General features: G+C 45.8%; 12 protein-coding genes and 10 tRNA genes. All 22 read right to left on the reverse strand.

From position 1 onward, the window contains the following. Positions 1-5 precede the first annotated feature (5 nt). The 22 genes from luxS to alaS all read right to left on the reverse strand — a co-directional run bounded on the left by luxS (position 6) and on the right by alaS (position 17,076). Positions 6-524, reverse strand: a complete 519-nt coding sequence (gene luxS, locus HRQ85_RS15510; protein WP_172379995.1) for an S-ribosylhomocysteine lyase — start codon at positions 522-524, stop codon at positions 6-8. 24 nt (positions 525-548) lie between these two features. Next, the gene (locus HRQ85_RS15515) at positions 549-1,199 is read right to left on the reverse strand and encodes a transglycosylase SLT domain-containing protein (RefSeq protein WP_017629422.1); all 651 of its coding nucleotides are present in this window, start codon (positions 1,197-1,199) and stop codon (positions 549-551) included. Positions 1,200-1,209: 10 nt separating this feature from the next. Further along, complete coding sequence (gene gshA, locus HRQ85_RS15520) at positions 1,210-2,778, reverse strand: glutamate--cysteine ligase (RefSeq protein ID WP_172379996.1); 1,569 nt, start codon at positions 2,776-2,778, stop codon at positions 1,210-1,212. Between the two features lie 99 nt (positions 2,779-2,877). Next, positions 2,878-5,736 carry a M16 family metallopeptidase gene (locus HRQ85_RS15525; RefSeq protein WP_172379997.1) on the reverse strand — a complete coding sequence of 953 codons (2,859 nt, stop codon included), beginning with the start codon at positions 5,734-5,736 and terminating at the stop codon, positions 2,878-2,880. A gap of 9 nt (positions 5,737-5,745) precedes the next feature. Continuing rightward, on the reverse strand, positions 5,746-6,207 hold the full coding sequence (locus tag HRQ85_RS15530) for a YqaA family protein (RefSeq protein WP_017059555.1): 462 nt from the start codon (positions 6,205-6,207) through the stop codon (positions 5,746-5,748). Positions 6,208-6,213: 6 nt separating this feature from the next. After that, positions 6,214-7,167, reverse strand: coding sequence for an NADP-dependent oxidoreductase (locus HRQ85_RS15535; RefSeq protein WP_172379998.1), 954 nt, complete (start codon positions 7,165-7,167; stop codon positions 6,214-6,216). Between the two features lie 172 nt (positions 7,168-7,339). Beyond that, a complete protein-coding gene (locus HRQ85_RS15540) occupies positions 7,340-8,470 on the reverse strand; it encodes a sodium ion-translocating decarboxylase subunit beta (protein ID WP_172379999.1) in 1,131 nt (376 codons plus the stop codon). Positions 8,471-8,479: 9 nt separating this feature from the next. Beyond that, a complete protein-coding gene (gene oadA / locus HRQ85_RS15545) occupies positions 8,480-10,264 on the reverse strand; it encodes a sodium-extruding oxaloacetate decarboxylase subunit alpha (RefSeq protein ID WP_017068868.1) in 1,785 nt (594 codons plus the stop codon). Between the two features lie 31 nt (positions 10,265-10,295). After that, positions 10,296-10,553 carry an oxaloacetate decarboxylase subunit gamma gene (locus tag HRQ85_RS15550; RefSeq protein ID WP_004741884.1) on the reverse strand — a complete coding sequence of 86 codons (258 nt, stop codon included), beginning with the start codon at positions 10,551-10,553 and terminating at the stop codon, positions 10,296-10,298. Positions 10,554-10,928: 375 nt separating this feature from the next. Then, positions 10,929-11,005, reverse strand: a tRNA-Arg gene (locus tag HRQ85_RS15555). Between the two features lie 81 nt (positions 11,006-11,086). Next, a tRNA-Arg gene (locus tag HRQ85_RS15560) sits at positions 11,087-11,163 on the reverse strand. A gap of 57 nt (positions 11,164-11,220) precedes the next feature. Continuing rightward, a tRNA-Arg gene (locus HRQ85_RS15565) sits at positions 11,221-11,297 on the reverse strand. Between the two features lie 58 nt (positions 11,298-11,355). Beyond that, positions 11,356-11,432: transfer RNA gene (locus HRQ85_RS15570), tRNA-Arg, on the reverse strand. Between the two features lie 79 nt (positions 11,433-11,511). After that, positions 11,512-11,588: transfer RNA gene (locus HRQ85_RS15575), tRNA-Arg, on the reverse strand. Between the two features lie 80 nt (positions 11,589-11,668). Next, positions 11,669-11,745 (reverse strand) — tRNA-Arg (locus tag HRQ85_RS15580). Positions 11,746-11,812: 67 nt separating this feature from the next. Beyond that, positions 11,813-11,889, reverse strand: a tRNA-Arg gene (locus HRQ85_RS15585). An 88-nt stretch (positions 11,890-11,977) separates the two neighbouring features. Then, positions 11,978-12,070 (reverse strand) — tRNA-Ser (locus HRQ85_RS15590). 44 nt (positions 12,071-12,114) lie between these two features. Continuing rightward, a tRNA-Arg gene (locus tag HRQ85_RS15595) sits at positions 12,115-12,191 on the reverse strand. A 43-nt stretch (positions 12,192-12,234) separates the two neighbouring features. Next, positions 12,235-12,327, reverse strand: a tRNA-Ser gene (locus HRQ85_RS15600). Between the two features lie 474 nt (positions 12,328-12,801). Next, the gene (csrA, locus tag HRQ85_RS15605) at positions 12,802-12,999 is read right to left on the reverse strand and encodes a carbon storage regulator CsrA (protein ID WP_004415691.1); all 198 of its coding nucleotides are present in this window, start codon (positions 12,997-12,999) and stop codon (positions 12,802-12,804) included. 92 nt (positions 13,000-13,091) lie between these two features. After that, positions 13,092-14,273, reverse strand: coding sequence for an aspartate kinase (locus tag HRQ85_RS15610; RefSeq protein ID WP_082153902.1), 1,182 nt, complete (start codon positions 14,271-14,273; stop codon positions 13,092-13,094). A gap of 220 nt (positions 14,274-14,493) precedes the next feature. Next, on the reverse strand, positions 14,494-17,076 hold the full coding sequence (gene alaS, locus HRQ85_RS15615) for an alanine--tRNA ligase (RefSeq protein WP_017059024.1): 2,583 nt from the start codon (positions 17,074-17,076) through the stop codon (positions 14,494-14,496). Between the last annotated feature and the right edge of the window lie 112 nt (positions 17,077-17,188).

Genomic DNA, 17,188 nt, shown 5'->3' on the forward strand with positions numbered 1-17,188 from the left:
AATGACTAGTCGATTTTAAGCTCTTTCAGCATCGACTCTGGTAGTGCCAGTTCATCATTCTTGTTTACAGAAATACCTGCAGCGATGATCGCATTCGCGATCTCTTTCGCTTCATCCAAAGAGTGCATTGCTGCGGTACCACATTGGTATTCGTTCAACTCAGGGATCTTATTCTGGTTCTCAACTTTCAGTACGTCTTGCATCGCTGCCAACCAACCGTCAGCCACTTGTTGCTCTGTAGGCGTACCAATCAGGCTCATGTAGAAACCCGTACGGCAACCCATTGGTGAAATATCGATGATCTCTACATCTGAACCGTTCAATTGATTACGCATGAAACCAGCGTATAGATGCTCTAGAGTATGGATACCTTTCTCAGATAGGATGTCTTTGTTTGGCGCAGTAAAACGCAGGTCAAACACAGTGATGGTATCCCCTTTTGGGGTTTGCATTGTTTTAGCAACACGAACTGCAGGTGCGTTCATGCGTGTGTGATCAACAGTGAAACTATCTAATAAAGGCATTGCTCTTCTCCATGACGGCTGGTTTTAGAAAAACCAGCTTCGATTGTCTTCTAGTTCTTTGCGGCACTGTTTCAGCTGCCATCCATAATCTTTTGCTTGCTGTTCGACTTTGCGCGCCACCTTAATCAACGATGGCTTGCTGTTGTATGACTTGCGCTTATAACCACCACGGCCTTCATGATAAGCCAGATATTGGTTATATGGGTCCCATAGTGAGATGCCCAATTGACGACGCGTCTCGCTGGTATACCAACCGATGAACATCAATGCATCATCAAAGTTGGTTCTTGAGCCACCGTTATTGGTCGCCTTTTGGAAGTCTTCCCAAGCAGGATCTTGAGCTTGTGCATAACCGTAGGCACTGCTTACACGTCCCCACGGTATAAAGCCAAGAATGTAATCTTTAGGTGGGCGCGCATCATGACGATAGCTACTCTCTTGTTTCACAAAAGCCATCGCGACGTTAATCGGCGTGCCCCACTCTTCTTGCATATCCAAAGCATCTTCATACCATGAAGGGTGCTCTCGAAAGATGCTACACAAATTATCTTGCTGCTTTGGCGGTGGCGTTGCACATCCAACCAATAGGCTAGAGACAACACCAACAGTCACTACAGGTAACCATTTACTACTCACTCGAGTAGGCTGACCTAATAAGGCTTGCTTCCTTTCCACCAAAGTCTCGCTATGCTTTTAAATACGAAAAATAATCCGCTAAGAAGCTATCAAAATCTTGAGTGCTTGCTTCTTCACTTTGTTGCTGAGCAATCACAGAACGTTGAACTTCTGCTTCCATCAACTCAGCTGAATATACTTTGTATTGGTGCGCTTTGTGTTGCTGAGCGTACGTTTTACCTAACGCGCAACCCACTTTACCTAAGCCACCTAACTTCTTAGTCTCTTCTAGCAACTGGCCAGAAATGGTCAGCTCTGGGTTATCAATCCAAGCTTCAAGCGTATCGCACGTTTCTTGGTATGCACGACCACCTTGTTCAGCGTCCATCATCTCGGCAATAGAACGCAGATCTTTGAAGACACGCTTCGCCCAGTCTTGCAGAGACAATCGCTCACCATGACAACCAATTTGCAGCTCTAGACCAACCTGACGACCTTCTAGGATCACCTTGTTCCAGTTATCGCGCCAGCATTCAAGCTCGCAGTTATCCATCTCTGCTGAGTCCGTTAGCACACTCCACGTTAGGAATAAGTCTAAGAAGCGAACCTGCTGCTCATTGATACCAATTGAGCTGAATGGATTTACGTCTAAAGAACGCACCTCAATGTATTCAACACCACCGCGAGCCAATGCTTCAGATGGTTTCTCACCACTCTTCGCCACACGCTTAGGACGGATTGGAGCGTAAAGCTCATTTTCAATTTGCAGTACGTTGCTATTCAACTGACGGTATTCACCATCAACCTTAGTGCCAATCTCGGCGAATTCTTCTGATGGTGTGCGAATCGCTTGATTCAAACCTTCAAGGTATTGATCTAGGCTGTTGAAACCAATCTTCAATACGCTTTGAGCACTGTTGGTGTAGCCAAGGTCGCTCAGGCGCAGTGCCGTTGCTTTTGGTAAGTACAGTGTCTCGCCAATCTTTTCAAAAGGCAGGCTTGTCTCTCTTCCTTTGATGAAAGAAGAACATAGCGCAGGTGAAGCACCGAAGAAGTATGGGATTAACCAACCAAAGCGGTAGTAGTTACGAATCAAACCAAAGTAAGCATCTGACTTAGATTCACAACGCGCTTCTTCAGTTTGCTCTCCAAACAGGCTATCCCAAAAACTTTCTGGGAAAGAGAAGTTGAAGTGAACACCAGAGATAATCTGCATCAGGCTACCGTAACGACGCTTTAGGCCTTCACGATATAACGTCTTCATCTTACCGTTGTTAGAGGTGCCGTATTGCGCTAGCTGAATGTAATCTTCACTGCCAACGTAACAAGGCATAGAAAGCGGCCATAGTTTTTCGCCGTCTAACTTGGTTTGCGTGAAGTGATGGATATCAGACAACTGATTCAAAAGCGTCGGAACGTCATTAGAAACAGGCGTGATAAATTCCAGTAGCGACTCAGAAAAATCGGTCGTTACCCATTCGTTCATCAACGCAGATCCTAAAGCTTTAGGGTGCGGCCCAGTAGCAAGATGGCCATCTTCCGTGTAGCGTAACGTTTCCCTTTCAACACCACGACCAAATTGAGAGAAGGTCTTAGGGTTAGTTGCAACTTGCTTTAGTCGCGCAGCAAAATCAGTCAAAATTCAGTTCACTTATCTTATATCGTTCTGATTAGAACTATCATAAATTAGGTTGGAGGAGAAAAGTAGAGTCTCTTCCCTCCCCCTTTAATGTGTACTCTAACGAATGATTTCAAGCTCTTCTATTGGAATATCTAACTTTTCTAATCGCGGGCGAAGCGAGGCCGCGTCACCAACAACGATTATTTGATAATCATTCGGGTCAAACCATTTCTTAGATAGTTCGTTTAAGGTCTCTTTTGAAACCGTTTCAACTATCTGATTACGCTGTTGTAGGTAATCTTCATCAAGGCTCAATGCCACAATATTACTCAACAACCCCGCCTTTTGACTTGGCGTTTCGTATTTAAGCGCATCTTGTTGACCGACGGCGAGGCGCATAAATTTCACCTCTTGGTCAGTTAATCCACTTTGACTGAACTCGTTCAGCTCATTAATGAACTCTTGAATCGATGGAACCGTCGCATTCGCTCTTACCTGTGCACTGAATACTACTGCGCCCGTTTCACGAGTACTCGCAAAGTAACCGCTTGCACCGTAAGTGTAGGCTTTATCTTCACGTAAATTCTGGTTGATACGGCTATTAAAGTTACCCGCTAAGTTAAAGTTAGCTAGCTGGCTCAAATACAATTCACCCGTTGCATCAAACGGCAGGCCTTTACGAACCAAGCGAACAATGCTTTGCGGCGCACCCGGTTTGTCTACCAAATACAGGTGTTGACCTGAAAGCTCTTTGACGATTTGTGGACGCGTTAATGGAGCTGCATCGCCTTGCCACTCTTCAAAGAATTGTAGCTGTTTTCCAATCTCTTTCTTCGAGATGTCTCCCACAACAACAATATTGGCACCTTCAGGTGTGTAGTGTTGATCGTAGAATTTTTTCACATCGTCTAGAGTGAGTTTCGATAGAGAAGCTTTAGTACCATCGCTCGCTCGAGCAAAAATACTGTCGCCAAACAGCACCTCACGTGTTGCTTGAGACGCCATCCAGCTTGGTTGTTGGTGCTGATACACAACACCTTCTAGCATCTGTTTCTTAACACGCTCAAAGTCTTGCTCATCAAACTTAGGCTCAAACAGAACCTCTTGCACGATCGCTAAGGTTTGAGGCAGGTTTTTCTCTAGCGTAGAAACTGAAATATCTGTGGTGTAACTGCCCGCACTGATACTCACACTACTACCAAGCTTATCTAGCGTCGCTTGTAGCTCTTCAACCGTTCGTTTTGTTGAACCTTCTTCCATCATCGAAGCCGTTAGGTTCGCTAGGCCTTCTTGCCCTTTACGAACATAACGCTCACCGGCTGGAAGTTGAATCTGTAGCTGTACGGTCGGTGTTTCACTGGTCACGGTACCAATCAAATCCGTACCGTTGGCAAAATGCATGCGGTACAAATCAGGCATCGTAGCTTCAACACCAAAGTTCACTTCTGGCATCACGCTGCGATCAAAGGTATTTGGTGCTTTTCTGAAATCCAGTTGGTCTTCCGTCACCTTGCTGTATTCAGGCAAAGTGCGTGGCGGCGTGGTAAAGGTCGCTTCACGAACCGCTAAATCGAGTTGCTTCTTAGGAACCACACTCAAGGTCACCTTGTGCTTACCTTCGATGAAATCTTGGTATGCCTTGCTCACGCTCTCAGGCGTCACCGCTCGGATTTGGTCGAGTTGTGATTCAATGCGATCAGGCTGACCATAGAAGGTTTGGTTAGACGCGAGTTGCGACACCTTACCTTTAACGCTTTGCAATGCAAAAACGGCATTCGCTTCTGCCATGCCTGTGATCTGGTCTAAACGCTCTTGTTCAACACCCTCTTTCGAGAATTGCTCTAGGGTATCCATCAGCTCTTTATTAAGAACCGTCAAATCACCTTTTTCACCTGAGTTACCCATCGCATACACATACATGGTACATGCAAGCTCAGCACAATCATGGAAAGATCCAGCGCTGACTGCTTTCTGTGTTTTTACGAGGTTTTGATACAGGTAGCTGTTAGTGCCTGACCCCAACACATTAGACAGTGCATTCAGGGAAGCTTGTGTCTCTTCACCACGATACGTTGTTGGCCAACCAACAAGCACCATCGGCTGACGAATATTGTCTTCTAAGGTGATGTATTTATCTTCTGTTAGCACAGCAGGTTGCTTCTCTGCCGCCTTAACTTCTGGGCCTTGAGGGATAGGACCAAAGTACTTGTTCACCCACTCTAGCGTGTCATCAACGTCGATATCACCACCAATCGTTAACACGGCATTGTTTGGGCCATACCAACGCAGGAAAAACGCCTTGAGGTCATTCACATCAACACGGTCTAGATCTTCCACATAGCCGATTGGTTGCCATGAGTAAGGGTGACCTTCAGGGTAAAGCGCTTCGCCCATGCGTTCCCACATTAAGCCGTAAGGACGGTTTTCGTAGCTCTGCGCTCGCTCGTTCTTGACCGTGCCTCTTTGAACCTCAAATTTTTTCTGAGAAACTGCATCCAACAAGAAGCCCATTCGGTCTGATTCTAACCACAACATTTTCTCAAGCTGGTTAGATGGAACGGTTTCAAAGTAGTTAGTACGGTCACGGTTAGTCGTGCCGTTTAACGAGCCACCCGCTTCAGTAATGATCTTAAAGTGCTGTTGGTCACCGACGTTCTCAGAACCCTGGAACATCATGTGCTCAAAGAAGTGAGCAAAGCCCGACTTGCCTATCTCTTCGCGAGCTGAGCCGACATGATAAGTTACATCAACATGCACCAACGGATCGGAATCATCAGGGGAAAGAATAACTGTCAGACCGTTTTCAAGCTGATACTTGGTGTAAGGAATCACCACTTTATCTTTAGAGGGCTTAACCTCTTCTAACAGAGTGACACCTTCAGGTAACGAGGAAAAGAAGGGCGTTGAGCTAGGTACATTGTAAGAACAGCCAGCAATGGCGATAAGAGAAAATGTACCAAGTAAAACCTTTTTCATAGGTTCTCCTTAGAAAAAACCGAAGTAGATAGCAGCAAGTAAGCTATAGCGAGCGGCTTTGCCAATCGCTATCAAAATAACGCTAGGGATGAATTTCATTCTTAGCCAACCCGCCGCTAGACACAAAGGGTCACCAATGATCGGTAACCAACTAAATAACAGTGTCCAGTAGCCATAACGACTCAGCCAAGCCATAGCCTTATGACCATGCTTTTCAGATTGAGTTCGATTAGGCAACCACAAACCAATCCAATAGTTAGTCAGGCCGCCTAAGGTATTACCTAATGTCGCCACTAGAATGATCGATGAAGTTGAAAACTGATCTAAGCTCAATGCAGCCACAAGGCTAGCTTCTGAACCACCGGGTAGTAACGTGGCACTCAAGAAGCCACTAATGAAGAGTACCCACAACGCCGAGTCCGAGAACCACAGCGCGATATTTTCAAAAAGGGAGTTAAAAAATTCTAACACTGCCTATCAACTTTCTTGCATTTTAAGTAGCACCTTGCCTCTGGTGTGTCCGGTTTCAACCTGCAGGTGCGCCGACTGCGCCTCGTCTAACTGGTAGATACCTTGAATTTCTGTTTTGAGTAATCCGACACTGACCATGTAAAGCATAGTGTCCATTTGCTCAGGGCTTGGTTCAACCAGCATGCCTGATGCAGTAAAACCTAATAGTGTTGCTTTCTCACAGATAAGTTCTGCAGAAAGAGTCGGCACAGTCACGACTCGCGCGCCATCTTTTAAGCACTTCAATGCATCAAGTGCGGTATCGCCACCGACCAAATCAATCAACACATCAACATCAGAAACTCGTTCTGAAGCTGGAGCAAACTTATAGTTGATCGCATGAGCGCCTAGTGTTGCAAGATAATCGAGGTTAGCTTCACTGCAGGTGGTGTAAACCTCGGCTTTTGCAGCCACTGCAATTTGAACCGCAAGGTGACCAACACCGCCTGCGCCCGCTAAGATAAGCACGCGATCGCCTTCTTTCACTTCGGTTTTATTGAGTGCTTGAGCTGCTGTTTGACTTGCAAGTGGTAATGCCGCTGCCGCTTCTAGGGTGACAGAGTCAGGAACCATGCTAAGTGCTGCTTCTGGAACAGACACATATTGGCTGTAACCGCCACCTTGCAGTGGAAAACCAATAAAGCCAGCCACGTTATCACCAACAGTAAAACGTTCAGCCTGATCGCCTAGCGTGACAATTTGCCCTGAAATATCGTATCCCGGCACCCAAGGAAGGTTGTCTTTGTTTTGTGCTGCTGCCCAACCAAGGCCAGCACGGGTTTTCACATCAATCGGATTAATGCCCGAAAAGGAAACTTTAACCACCACTTCTCCGGCCTTCGGCTCAGGGATCGCACTGGTTTGAATACTTAGGTTTTCGACGCCGCCGAATTGAGTAATCGCAATCTGTTTATTTTCCATTTCCACATTTCCTTGATTGATAAAAGCCCTAGTGAGCAAGCACCCTAATTAATAAAAAGAAAGGGATGCGAAAGCATCCCTTTGACTATAAACCATTTAATAAGGCGAAGTTAACCGCTCATTCGTAAATTGACGACCAATTAACGTAACGATACATGACCCAGCAAATCCACTAGCCCACGAGAGCTAATAGAATACCCGCCGCAACCGCACTACCAAGTACACCAGCTACGTTCGGGCCCATTGCATGCATCAACAAGAAGTTCTGAGGGTTTGCCTCAAGACCAACCTTGTTCACAACACGTGCCGCCATTGGAACCGCTGATACGCCAGCTGCGCCAATCAGTGGGTTGATGTCCTCTTTCGAGAATCGGTTCAACACCTTAGCCATCAATACACCACCCGCCGTACCGATACTGAACGCGACCGCACCCAAACCTAGAATACCCAGTGTTTCTAAGTTCAAGAACGTATCCGCTTGAAGCTTAGAACCAACACCTAGTCCTAAGAAAATAGTTACAACGTTAATCAGTTCGTTTTGAGCTGTTTTTGAAAGGCGATCAACCACACCCGCTTCACGCATTAAGTTACCCAAACAGAACATACCAACTAGAGGTGTTGCTGCAGGTAGGAACAAAATCGTCATCAGTAGTACAGCAAGCGGAAAAAGAACCTTCTCTGCTTTGCTAACGTGACGAAGTTGAGCCATCTTAATCTTGCGCTCTTCAGGAGACGTTAACGCTTTCATGATTGGTGGCTGAATGATCGGAACCAAAGCCATGTAGCTATACGCCGCTACTGCAATGGCACCTAGTAGGTCAGGAGATAACTTACTCGCCAAGAAGATCGCGGTTGGGCCATCAGCACCGCCAATGATCGCAATTGACGAAGCATCTGCCATTGAGAATTCCATTCCTGGAACATAGTTCAGCAAGATCGCACCAAATAGCGTTGCGAAGATACCAAACTGAGCCGCAGCCCCTAGCCATAACGTTTTAGGGTTAGCAATCAACGCACCGAAGTCCGTCATTGCACCAACCCCCATAAAGATCAGCAGTGGGAAAATACCCGTTTCAATACCAATGTAGTAAACGTAGTAAAGCAAACCGCCGGGATCAGTAAACCCAGCATTTGGAATGTTTGCTAGTACAGCACCAAAACCAATAGGCAGTAGAAGTAACGGTTCAAATCCTTTGCGAATTGCCAAAAACAACAGTAAGCAGCCAACCAGCATCATGCAGATCTGGCCGAACTCAAAGTTCGCAATCCCTGTTTCAGACCATAAGGTCATCAATCCTTCCATGGTGCTCCCTTACGCTAAGCTTAGTAGTGGAGCGCCTACAGTAACTGCATCGCCTTCTTTAACATTCAATTCTTGAACGATACCACCACGAGCAGCACGAACTTCCGTTTCCATCTTCATCGCTTCTAGGATTAGCAGAACGTCGCCTTCAGCAACCTCAGCACCAGGCTGAACGATCACTTTGAAGATGTTGCCTGCTAATGGAGCTGGAACTGCTTCTGCATCAGAAGCCGCAGCAGGTGCTGCTTGAGACGCTTGTGCTGGTTTCGCTGATGGAGATACCGATGTCAGTTCACCTTGAGGGCCAACTTCAACATCGTAAACCTGGCCATCAACCTTCACGCTGTAGCTTTCAATACCACCAGAAGCTTGTACAGGAGCTGCTGCAACTGGAGCCGCAACTTCTAGCGTTGGTGCTGGTTCAAATGCTTCAGGGTTACGACGGTTCTTAAGGAACTTAAGACCGACTTGTGGGAAGAGCGCGTAAGTCAGTACATCATCAACCGTATCTTCAGCTAGAGAGATACCCTCTGATTTCGCTTTCTCTAACAGATCCGTCGTTAACGTATCCATTTCAGACTTAAGTAAATCAGCAGGACGACAAGTAATCGGCTCTGCGCCATCCAGTACTTTCGCTTGCAGTTCAGCATCCACTTCAGCAGGTGCTTGACCGTATTCACCTTTGAGTAGACCAGCAGTCTCTTTCGTGATGCTCTTATAGCGCTCACCGGTTAAAACGTTAATAACTGCTTGAGTACCGACAATCTGAGACGTTGGTGTTACTAAAGGAATGTAACCAAGCTCTTTACGTACGCGTGGGATCTCTTCTAGAACTTCATCCATGCGATCGGCTGCGCCTTGCTCTTTAAGTTGGCCTTCCATGTTAGTTAACATGCCGCCAGGAACTTGAGCGATCAGGATACGAGAATCGACACCTTTCAGCTGACCTTCCCATTTCGCGTACTTTTTACGCACATCACGGAAGTAAGCTGCGATTGGTTCGATTTGGTCTAGTTTGAGATTCGTGTCGCGCTCTGTACCTTCTAACATCGCAACAACCGTTTCGGTTGGCGTATGACCGTAAGTACAGCTCATTGAAGAGATAGCGGTATCTAGAATGTCGATACCCGCTTCAACGGCTTTAACCGCTGTTGCAGTCGATAGACCGGTTGTCGCGTGGCTATGCAGTGCTAGAGGAACGTCACACGATGCTTTGATACGTGTAATCAGCTCTTCTGCTTCATACGGCTTTAATAAACCTGACATATCTTTAATACATAGTGAATGACAACCTAGGTCCTCTAGGCGCTTGGCCAAATCAACCCAAGTATCTGAGTTGTGAACCGGACTCGTTGTGTAAGACAACGTACCTTGAGCGTGACCACCAACGTCAATCGTTGCTTTCACTGCTTTTTCAAAGTTACGTACGTCATTCATCGCATCAAAGATACGGAATACGTCCATGCCGTTTTTATGGGCACGTTCAACAAATTTTTCTACTACATCATCCGCGTAGTGACGGTAGCCCAATAGGTTTTGACCACGCAGTAGCATCTGCATTGGTGTGTTTGGCATCGCTTTTTTCAGCTCACGCAAACGCTCCCATGGATCCTCGCCAAGAAAACGGATACACGAATCAAACGTCGCGCCGCCCCAAGTCTCAAGTGACCAGTAACCGACTTTATCCAGTTCTGCCGCAATTGGCAGCATATCTTCGATACGCATACGAGTAGCAAATAGTGACTGGTGCGCGTCACGAAGTACCACATCTGTGATAGCTAGTGGTTTAGACATGCTCATAAACTCCTTTTTAATCCTTTAAATGCTACTTAGCAGTAGACGCACGGTATTGATGAACCGCGGCCGAAATTGCTGCCACTACCTGTGGACTAACAGCTGAAGGGTTTGATTGTGATTTTTGAATTTTTTTAGGTGCTGCGATCGGCTCTGGTACTTCTTCTGGTACCAGTTTTGACATCAACCGAACGAGGTAAACTAGAATAGTTAGGAAAATAAAGACAACGGACATCCCCGTTATCATTAGAGTCGCCGCATCTCCTAGCAGGCTTCCAATATTAGTCATGTTGCTTCCTTTCTTCGTCATCCTGACATACGTACAGGATTTCAGCGAATAGTGATCCCGACCCATGGATTATCTCGATTGGTAAAAGTTTGTCAATTTTGTTTAAGGTTCTGTTACGGATAACGCACACATAAGGTTAATTATTCGCCTATCAGATCACATAAATCTGTCAAATACGTCATTTTTAGATATTTAAACTGTGACTTAAACGGGGCTTTTCTGGGAATTGATATGAGAAAGGTGGAATAACAAAGAAGCAATCAAGAACTACTTGAAATACAACAAGTTAAACAACGAATAAATTTAACATTGTCGCAACAATTTTACAGCGGACATAAAAAAAGCCTCGTATAAACGAGGCTTTTTCTAATAATGTGGCGCGCTCTGGAGGATTCGAACCTCCGACCGCCTGGTTCGTAGCCAGGTACTCTATCCAGCTGAGCTAAGAGCGCACGGTTTTAATATCAATTCATTGTTACTAACAACAGATCAATATAAGGATTTCATTCTTATAAGAAAGAAGCCCTAAATAGTGGCGCGTCCTGGAGGATTCGAACCTCCGACCGCCTGGTTCGTAGCCAGGTACTCTATCCAGCTGAGCTAAGGACGCACGGTTTTCGATATCAGTATTTCCAATATCAGGAGTTCACAAGGAAACCCTAAAGAGTGGCGCGTCCTGGAGGATTCGAACCTCCGACCGCCTGGTTCGTAGCCAGGTACTCTATCCAGCTGAGCTAAGGACGCGCAGTTTTCGATATCGGTATTCCCAATATCAGGGGTTCATAAAAGAAACCCTAAATAGTGGCGCGCTCTGGAGGATTCGAACCTCCGACCGCCTGGTTCGTAGCCAGGTACTCTATCCAGCTGAGCTAAGAGCGCACGGTTTTAGTATCAATTCGTTGTAAACAACAACTCAATACAAGGATTTCTGTTCTTATAAGAAAGAAGCCCTAAATAGTGGCGCGTCCTGGAGGATTCGAACCTCCGACCGCCTGGTTCGTAGCCAGGTACTCTATCCAGCTGAGCTAAGGACGCACGGTTTTTGATATTAATTTTCGACGAACGATTTATCAATATCAGGATTCACATTCTTATAAGAACTAAACCCTAAATAGTGGCGCGCTCTGGAGGATTCGAACCTCCGACCGCCTGGTTCGTAGCCAGGTACTCTATTCAGCTGAGCTAAGAGCGCACGGTTTTAGTATCAACTTAGTCAATACAAGGACTTTCATTCTTAAAAGAAATTAACCCTTAAATAGTGGCGCGTCCTGGAGGATTCGAACCTCCGACCGCCTGGTTCGTAGCCAGGTACTCTATCCAGCTGAGCTAAGGACGCACGGTGTTCATTCATTAAGAATGAAGTTGTGAAATATATCACATTCTTCTTGCTACGAAGAAAAAAAAGGCCATCGGCCTGTAATGAATGGCGGTGAGGGAGGGATTCGAACCCTCGATGCAGCTACAAACCACATACTCCCTTAGCAGGGGAGCGCCTTCGGCCACTCGGCCACCTCACCTAATTCATTATTCTCAAATCACTTACAAGTAAGAGAAGAGAGAATGGCGCGTCCTGGAGGATTCGAACCTCCGACCGCCTGGTTCGTAGCCAGGTACTCTATCCAGCTGAGCTAAGGACGCACATTTACATTGTCTAAATTGCTAATTTTAGACTCGCAAGAAATGGCGGTGAGGGAGGGATTCGAACCCTCGATGCAGCTACAAACCACATACTCCCTTAGCAGGGGAGCGCCTTCGGCCTCTCGGCCACCTCACCGTCTTGCGGAGGCACATATTACGTTTTACCGAAAATATGTCAAACACTTTATTGAAAAAAATTGGACAAAAACACTCAACCGTTTGCTATTTAATCAAAGCGCTTGCAAATTGAACTTATAAGATTCAAATCGCGCTTTTTCCCTTAAAAATTAAGGTGAAAGATTGGCAATAATAAACAGCCGAAAACAATTATCTAATTTCTCCAGCAGCAAGTGCTACCGCTGATGGCACAATACTACGGGATGCGTATTTTCGCCATAGGGGAAGCGAATAAAACTTGAGTTTTGCCAAACAAAATACAGAGCAACAGTTCTGTTCAACCTTGTCTGTATCTCGCAGCATCACAAAGCATTCACTTCACCACTTTGAGACCGATCCGTTATCCAACCCATCTATGTCCCAATGAGTGTTTCGGTTCCCCAAGATCAAAAAAGGCTAGCAACAATGCTAGCCTCTTCTCTACGCAAAAGTATTAGTAGTTGCCAGATGCAACGTTACCATTACCTTTTTCAGCTTGAATGCGCATGTAGATCTCTTCACGGTGAACAGATACTTCTTTAGGTGCGTTAACACCGATACGTACTTGGTTACCTTTAACGCCTAGTACAGTAACTGTTACTTCATCACCAATCATCAGTGTTTCGCCAACGCGGCGAGTCAAAATTAGCATTCTTTGCTCCTTGAGTAATCTCTAAATTTATCTAGCTACGAGAGCATTATCCAACAAAAGTTATATTTTCGTAAACTATCGATTGAGTTTATTTAACCAAAATGCACTTCTTTTTTAGGATAACCCTGTGTTTCACGCGCTACGATGTATGCATTGTGTAATATGTTAGCAGCCATATCGACTTGCGTTGGTGATATCACCAAAGTTAAAGACTGCTGCTGCAATAAGTGATGCTGTACATCAATTTCGCCTTCAGACAACAATCCATGTGAACTGACCACAATTTCTTGTGTTCGGCTTCCTACCACAGTTAACAAACTAACCTGTTCACTATTACGGATTTTCTCAGCAAAAACTAGTTTTAATTTGGCACTTATGTCTTGTTTAATAATGAGTGCTGCCCGTTCTGTTTCCTCGATCACACTACAGACTTCGATCCCCAACAGTTGGCAATGTGAAATGAAAGACGGTAAATCTTCATTCAAACACTCGATACGCACCATATCTCTTTGGATGGCGATGCCAGCAATATCATTCAAACACTGATTGCCCGCGATCAATGTGCCCTCGCCTTGTTCAAAGCTTGAAAGCACTCGCAATGGCACGTTGTTCTGCCATGCATACTGAACACACGGAAGATGCAACACCTTAGCGCCTCGGCGGGCCATCTCTTCCATAGAAGGGAAGTCTAAAGTATCTAATTTCTGAGATTGCTTTACGACTCTAGGGTCACAAGAGTAAACACCATCTACATCAGTATAGATCTGGCATTCTTTCGCCTGCAAGGCACCTGCAAGCGCGACCGCTGTAGTATCTGAACCACCGCGGCCTAATGTTGTGATATCGCCTTTCGCATTGAATCCTTGAAAGCCTGCAACAATAACAATCTGATTGTCATCTAGCAAAGCTTGAATCGGGGCAGTATCAATACGCTCAATCGCTGCATTATTATGATTAGAATCCGTGTGTATCTTGGCTTGGTAGCCAGTCATCGATGTCGCTTCATAACCTAACTTGTGTAACGTCATTGCTAACAAGGCCATGGAAACTTGCTCGCCAGCCGTTAACAACACATCCAGTTCTCTAGCGTTTGGTACGCTATCAACTTGCGTGGCTAAATTAACTAACCGATTTGTTTCACCAGACATAGCAGAAACGACAACCACAATCTGGTTCCCTTCATTTTTCGCTTCAATGATTTTTTCTGCTACATGATGGATTCGTTCAATTGAACCCACCGACGTTCCACCAAATTTTTGCACGATAAGAGGCATTTTCACCCGTCCTCACCTTCCCAAGACCAATGTCTATATATGACAAAAAAACACATACTCCGCGTCAGGGCGAAGCAATAAAAAATTAACCAAGGAGTCTAACGCCACCATTAGACTTCTTGGTTAATCTCAATCAAACCTTGTTTAAACACACTTCCAATAGGCAAAATAAAAGATGCCCAATCAACTGATTGGGCATCTTTGTATCCATTACTTAAGCTTAAAGACGCTCTTCTAGCCAAGTACGCACAGATTTAAGCGCTTCTGGCAGTGCTGCAACGTCTGTACCGCCCGCTTGAGCCATATCTGGACGACCGCCGCCTTTACCGCCAACTTGCTCAGCAACCATCTTAACGAGATCACCCGCTTTTACTTTGCCGATTAGGTCTTTGGTTACACCAGCAATCAAGCCAACTTTACCGTCTGCTACGTTCGCGATCAGGATGATGCCGCTACCTACTTGGTTTTTAGCGTTATCAACCATAGTACGTAGGTTCTTGTTGTCTGCGCCTTCAATTGCAGCAACCAAAACTTTAGTACCAGAGATGTCTTCTACTTTGCCCATGATGTTTGCGCTTTCTGCAGCAGCCATCTTTTCTTTAAGCAGTTGGATTTCTTTCTCTAGCGATTTCGCTTTCTTAGCTGATTCAGCAAGTTTCTCTTCGTAAGCGTTAGCCTGAGCTTCTACTGCATCTAGAGCAGCTTCACCCGTTACCGCTTCAATACGACGAATACCCGCAGCAATACCACCTTCAGAAGTGATCTTGAATAGGCCGATATCACCCGTGTTGCTTGCGTGGATACCACCACAAAGTTCAGTAGAGAAATCGCCCATAGATAGAACGCGAACTTCATCATCGTACTTCTCGCCAAACAGTGCCATTGCACCTTTTTCTTTCGCTGACTCGATGTCCATGATGTTGGTTTCAATCACGTGGTTCTTACGAACTTGTGCGTTAACCAAACGCTCTACTTCTTTAATCTGTGCCGGTGTTACCGCTTCAAGGTTAGAGAAGTCAAAACGAAGGTTGTCTGGCTTAACTAAAGAACCTTTCTGAGCAACGTGCTCACCTAGCACTTCGCGTAATGCAGAGTGAAGTAAGTGAGTTGCAGAGTGGTTTAGTGAGATAGCAGCACGACGCTCAGCGTCAACCGTTGCTTCTACTTTATCGCCCTTAGCAAATACACCCTCAACTAGCTCACCGTGGTGCGCAAATGCGTTACCTAGCTTCTGAGTGTCTTGTACTTTGAAAAGACCCGACGCTGTTTTTAGTGTACCAGCATCACCACACTGACCGCCTGACTCAGCGTAGAATGGCGTCTCTTCAAGGATGATGATTGCTTTGTCGCCAGCCGATAGTGAAGATACTTCTTCGCCGTCAACAAATAGCGCAGAGATTTCACCAGCACCTTCAGTAGCTGTGTAACCACAGAACTCAGTATTGGTGTCTACTTTGATCGTCGCGTTGTAATCAGTACCGAATTGGCCCGCTTCACGTGCACGCTTACGCTGCGCTTCCATCGCCTTCTCAAAGCCTTCTTCATCGATAGTAAAGTCGCGTTCGCGAGCTACATCGTTAGTAAGGTCAGCTGGGAAGCCGTATGTATCGTAAAGTTTGAAAACTGTTTCGCCGTCAAGCTCTTTGCCTTCAAGTGCGTCTAGTGCGTCATTAAGAATAACCATGCCGCGCTCTAGAGTACGACCAAAGTTCTCTTCTTCAATGCGAAGTACTTTTTCAACAAGCTCTTGCTGTTTCTTAAGTTCATCTGCCGCAGAGCCCATCACTTCAGCCAGTACACCCACAAGTTTGTGGAAGAACACGCCTTGTGCGCCAAGCTTGTTACCGTGACGAACTGCACGACGAATAATACGACGTAGAACGTAACCACGACCTTCGTTTGAAGGCATAACGCCGTCAGCGATTAGGAATGAACAAGAACGGATGTGGTCAGCAATAACGCGTAGCGATTGGTTAGATAGATCGTCATGACCAACAACTTCCGCAGTCGCTTTGATTAGCTTTTGGAATACATCAATTTCGTAGTTAGAGTGAACGCCCTGCATGATTGCAGAAATACGCTCAATACCCATACCTGTATCTACAGCAGGCTTAGGTAGCGGTTCCATTGTGCCGTCAGCGTGACGGTTGAACTGCATGAATACGTTGTTCCAGATCTCGATAAAACGGTCACCATCTTCTTCAGGTGTGCCAGGACGGCCGCCCCAGATGTGCTCACCGTGATCGTAGAAAATTTCAGTACATGGACCACAAGGACCTGTGTCACCCATCGTCCAGAAGTTATCAGACTCGAACTGTTTACCGCCTTCTTTGTCGCCAATGCGAACGATACGGTCAGCAGGAACACCTACTTTCTTGTTCCAGATATCGAATGCTTCATCATCTGTCTCGTATACCGTTACCAGCAGACGGTCTTTTGGCAGTTGAAGAGTTTCTGTCAGGAATTCCCAAGCAAAACCAATCGCTTCTTCTTTGAAGTAGTCGCCAAAGCTGAAGTTGCCTAGCATTTCGAAGAACGTGTGGTGACGAGCCGTGAAACCTACGTTTTCAAGGTCATTGTGTTTACCACCCGCACGTACACAACGCTGAGCCGTAGTTGCTCGAGTGTAGGCACGCTTTTCGGCGCCTAAGAAGCAATCTTTGAATTGGTTCATACCTGCGTTAGTAAATAGCAGGGTTGGATCGTTATGTGGAACTAACGATGAACTGTCTACGATTTGGTGTTCTTTGCTCTCAAAGAACTTAAGGAACGCGTTGCGAACCTCATCAGTGCTCATGTACATGCAGCTCTTCCTGAAAATAGTCGAGTTAGAATTTTGCCGTATTGTAGATCATGGTTAAGGCTTCGACTAGTTTTCTTGTAGAAAAGACACCCTTGGGCAGGATTTTAGTGGG

It is taken from the genome of Vibrio sp. Vb339, assembly GCF_902751245.1.
Classification (GTDB): Bacteria; Pseudomonadota; Gammaproteobacteria; order Enterobacterales; family Vibrionaceae; genus Vibrio; species Vibrio coralliirubri.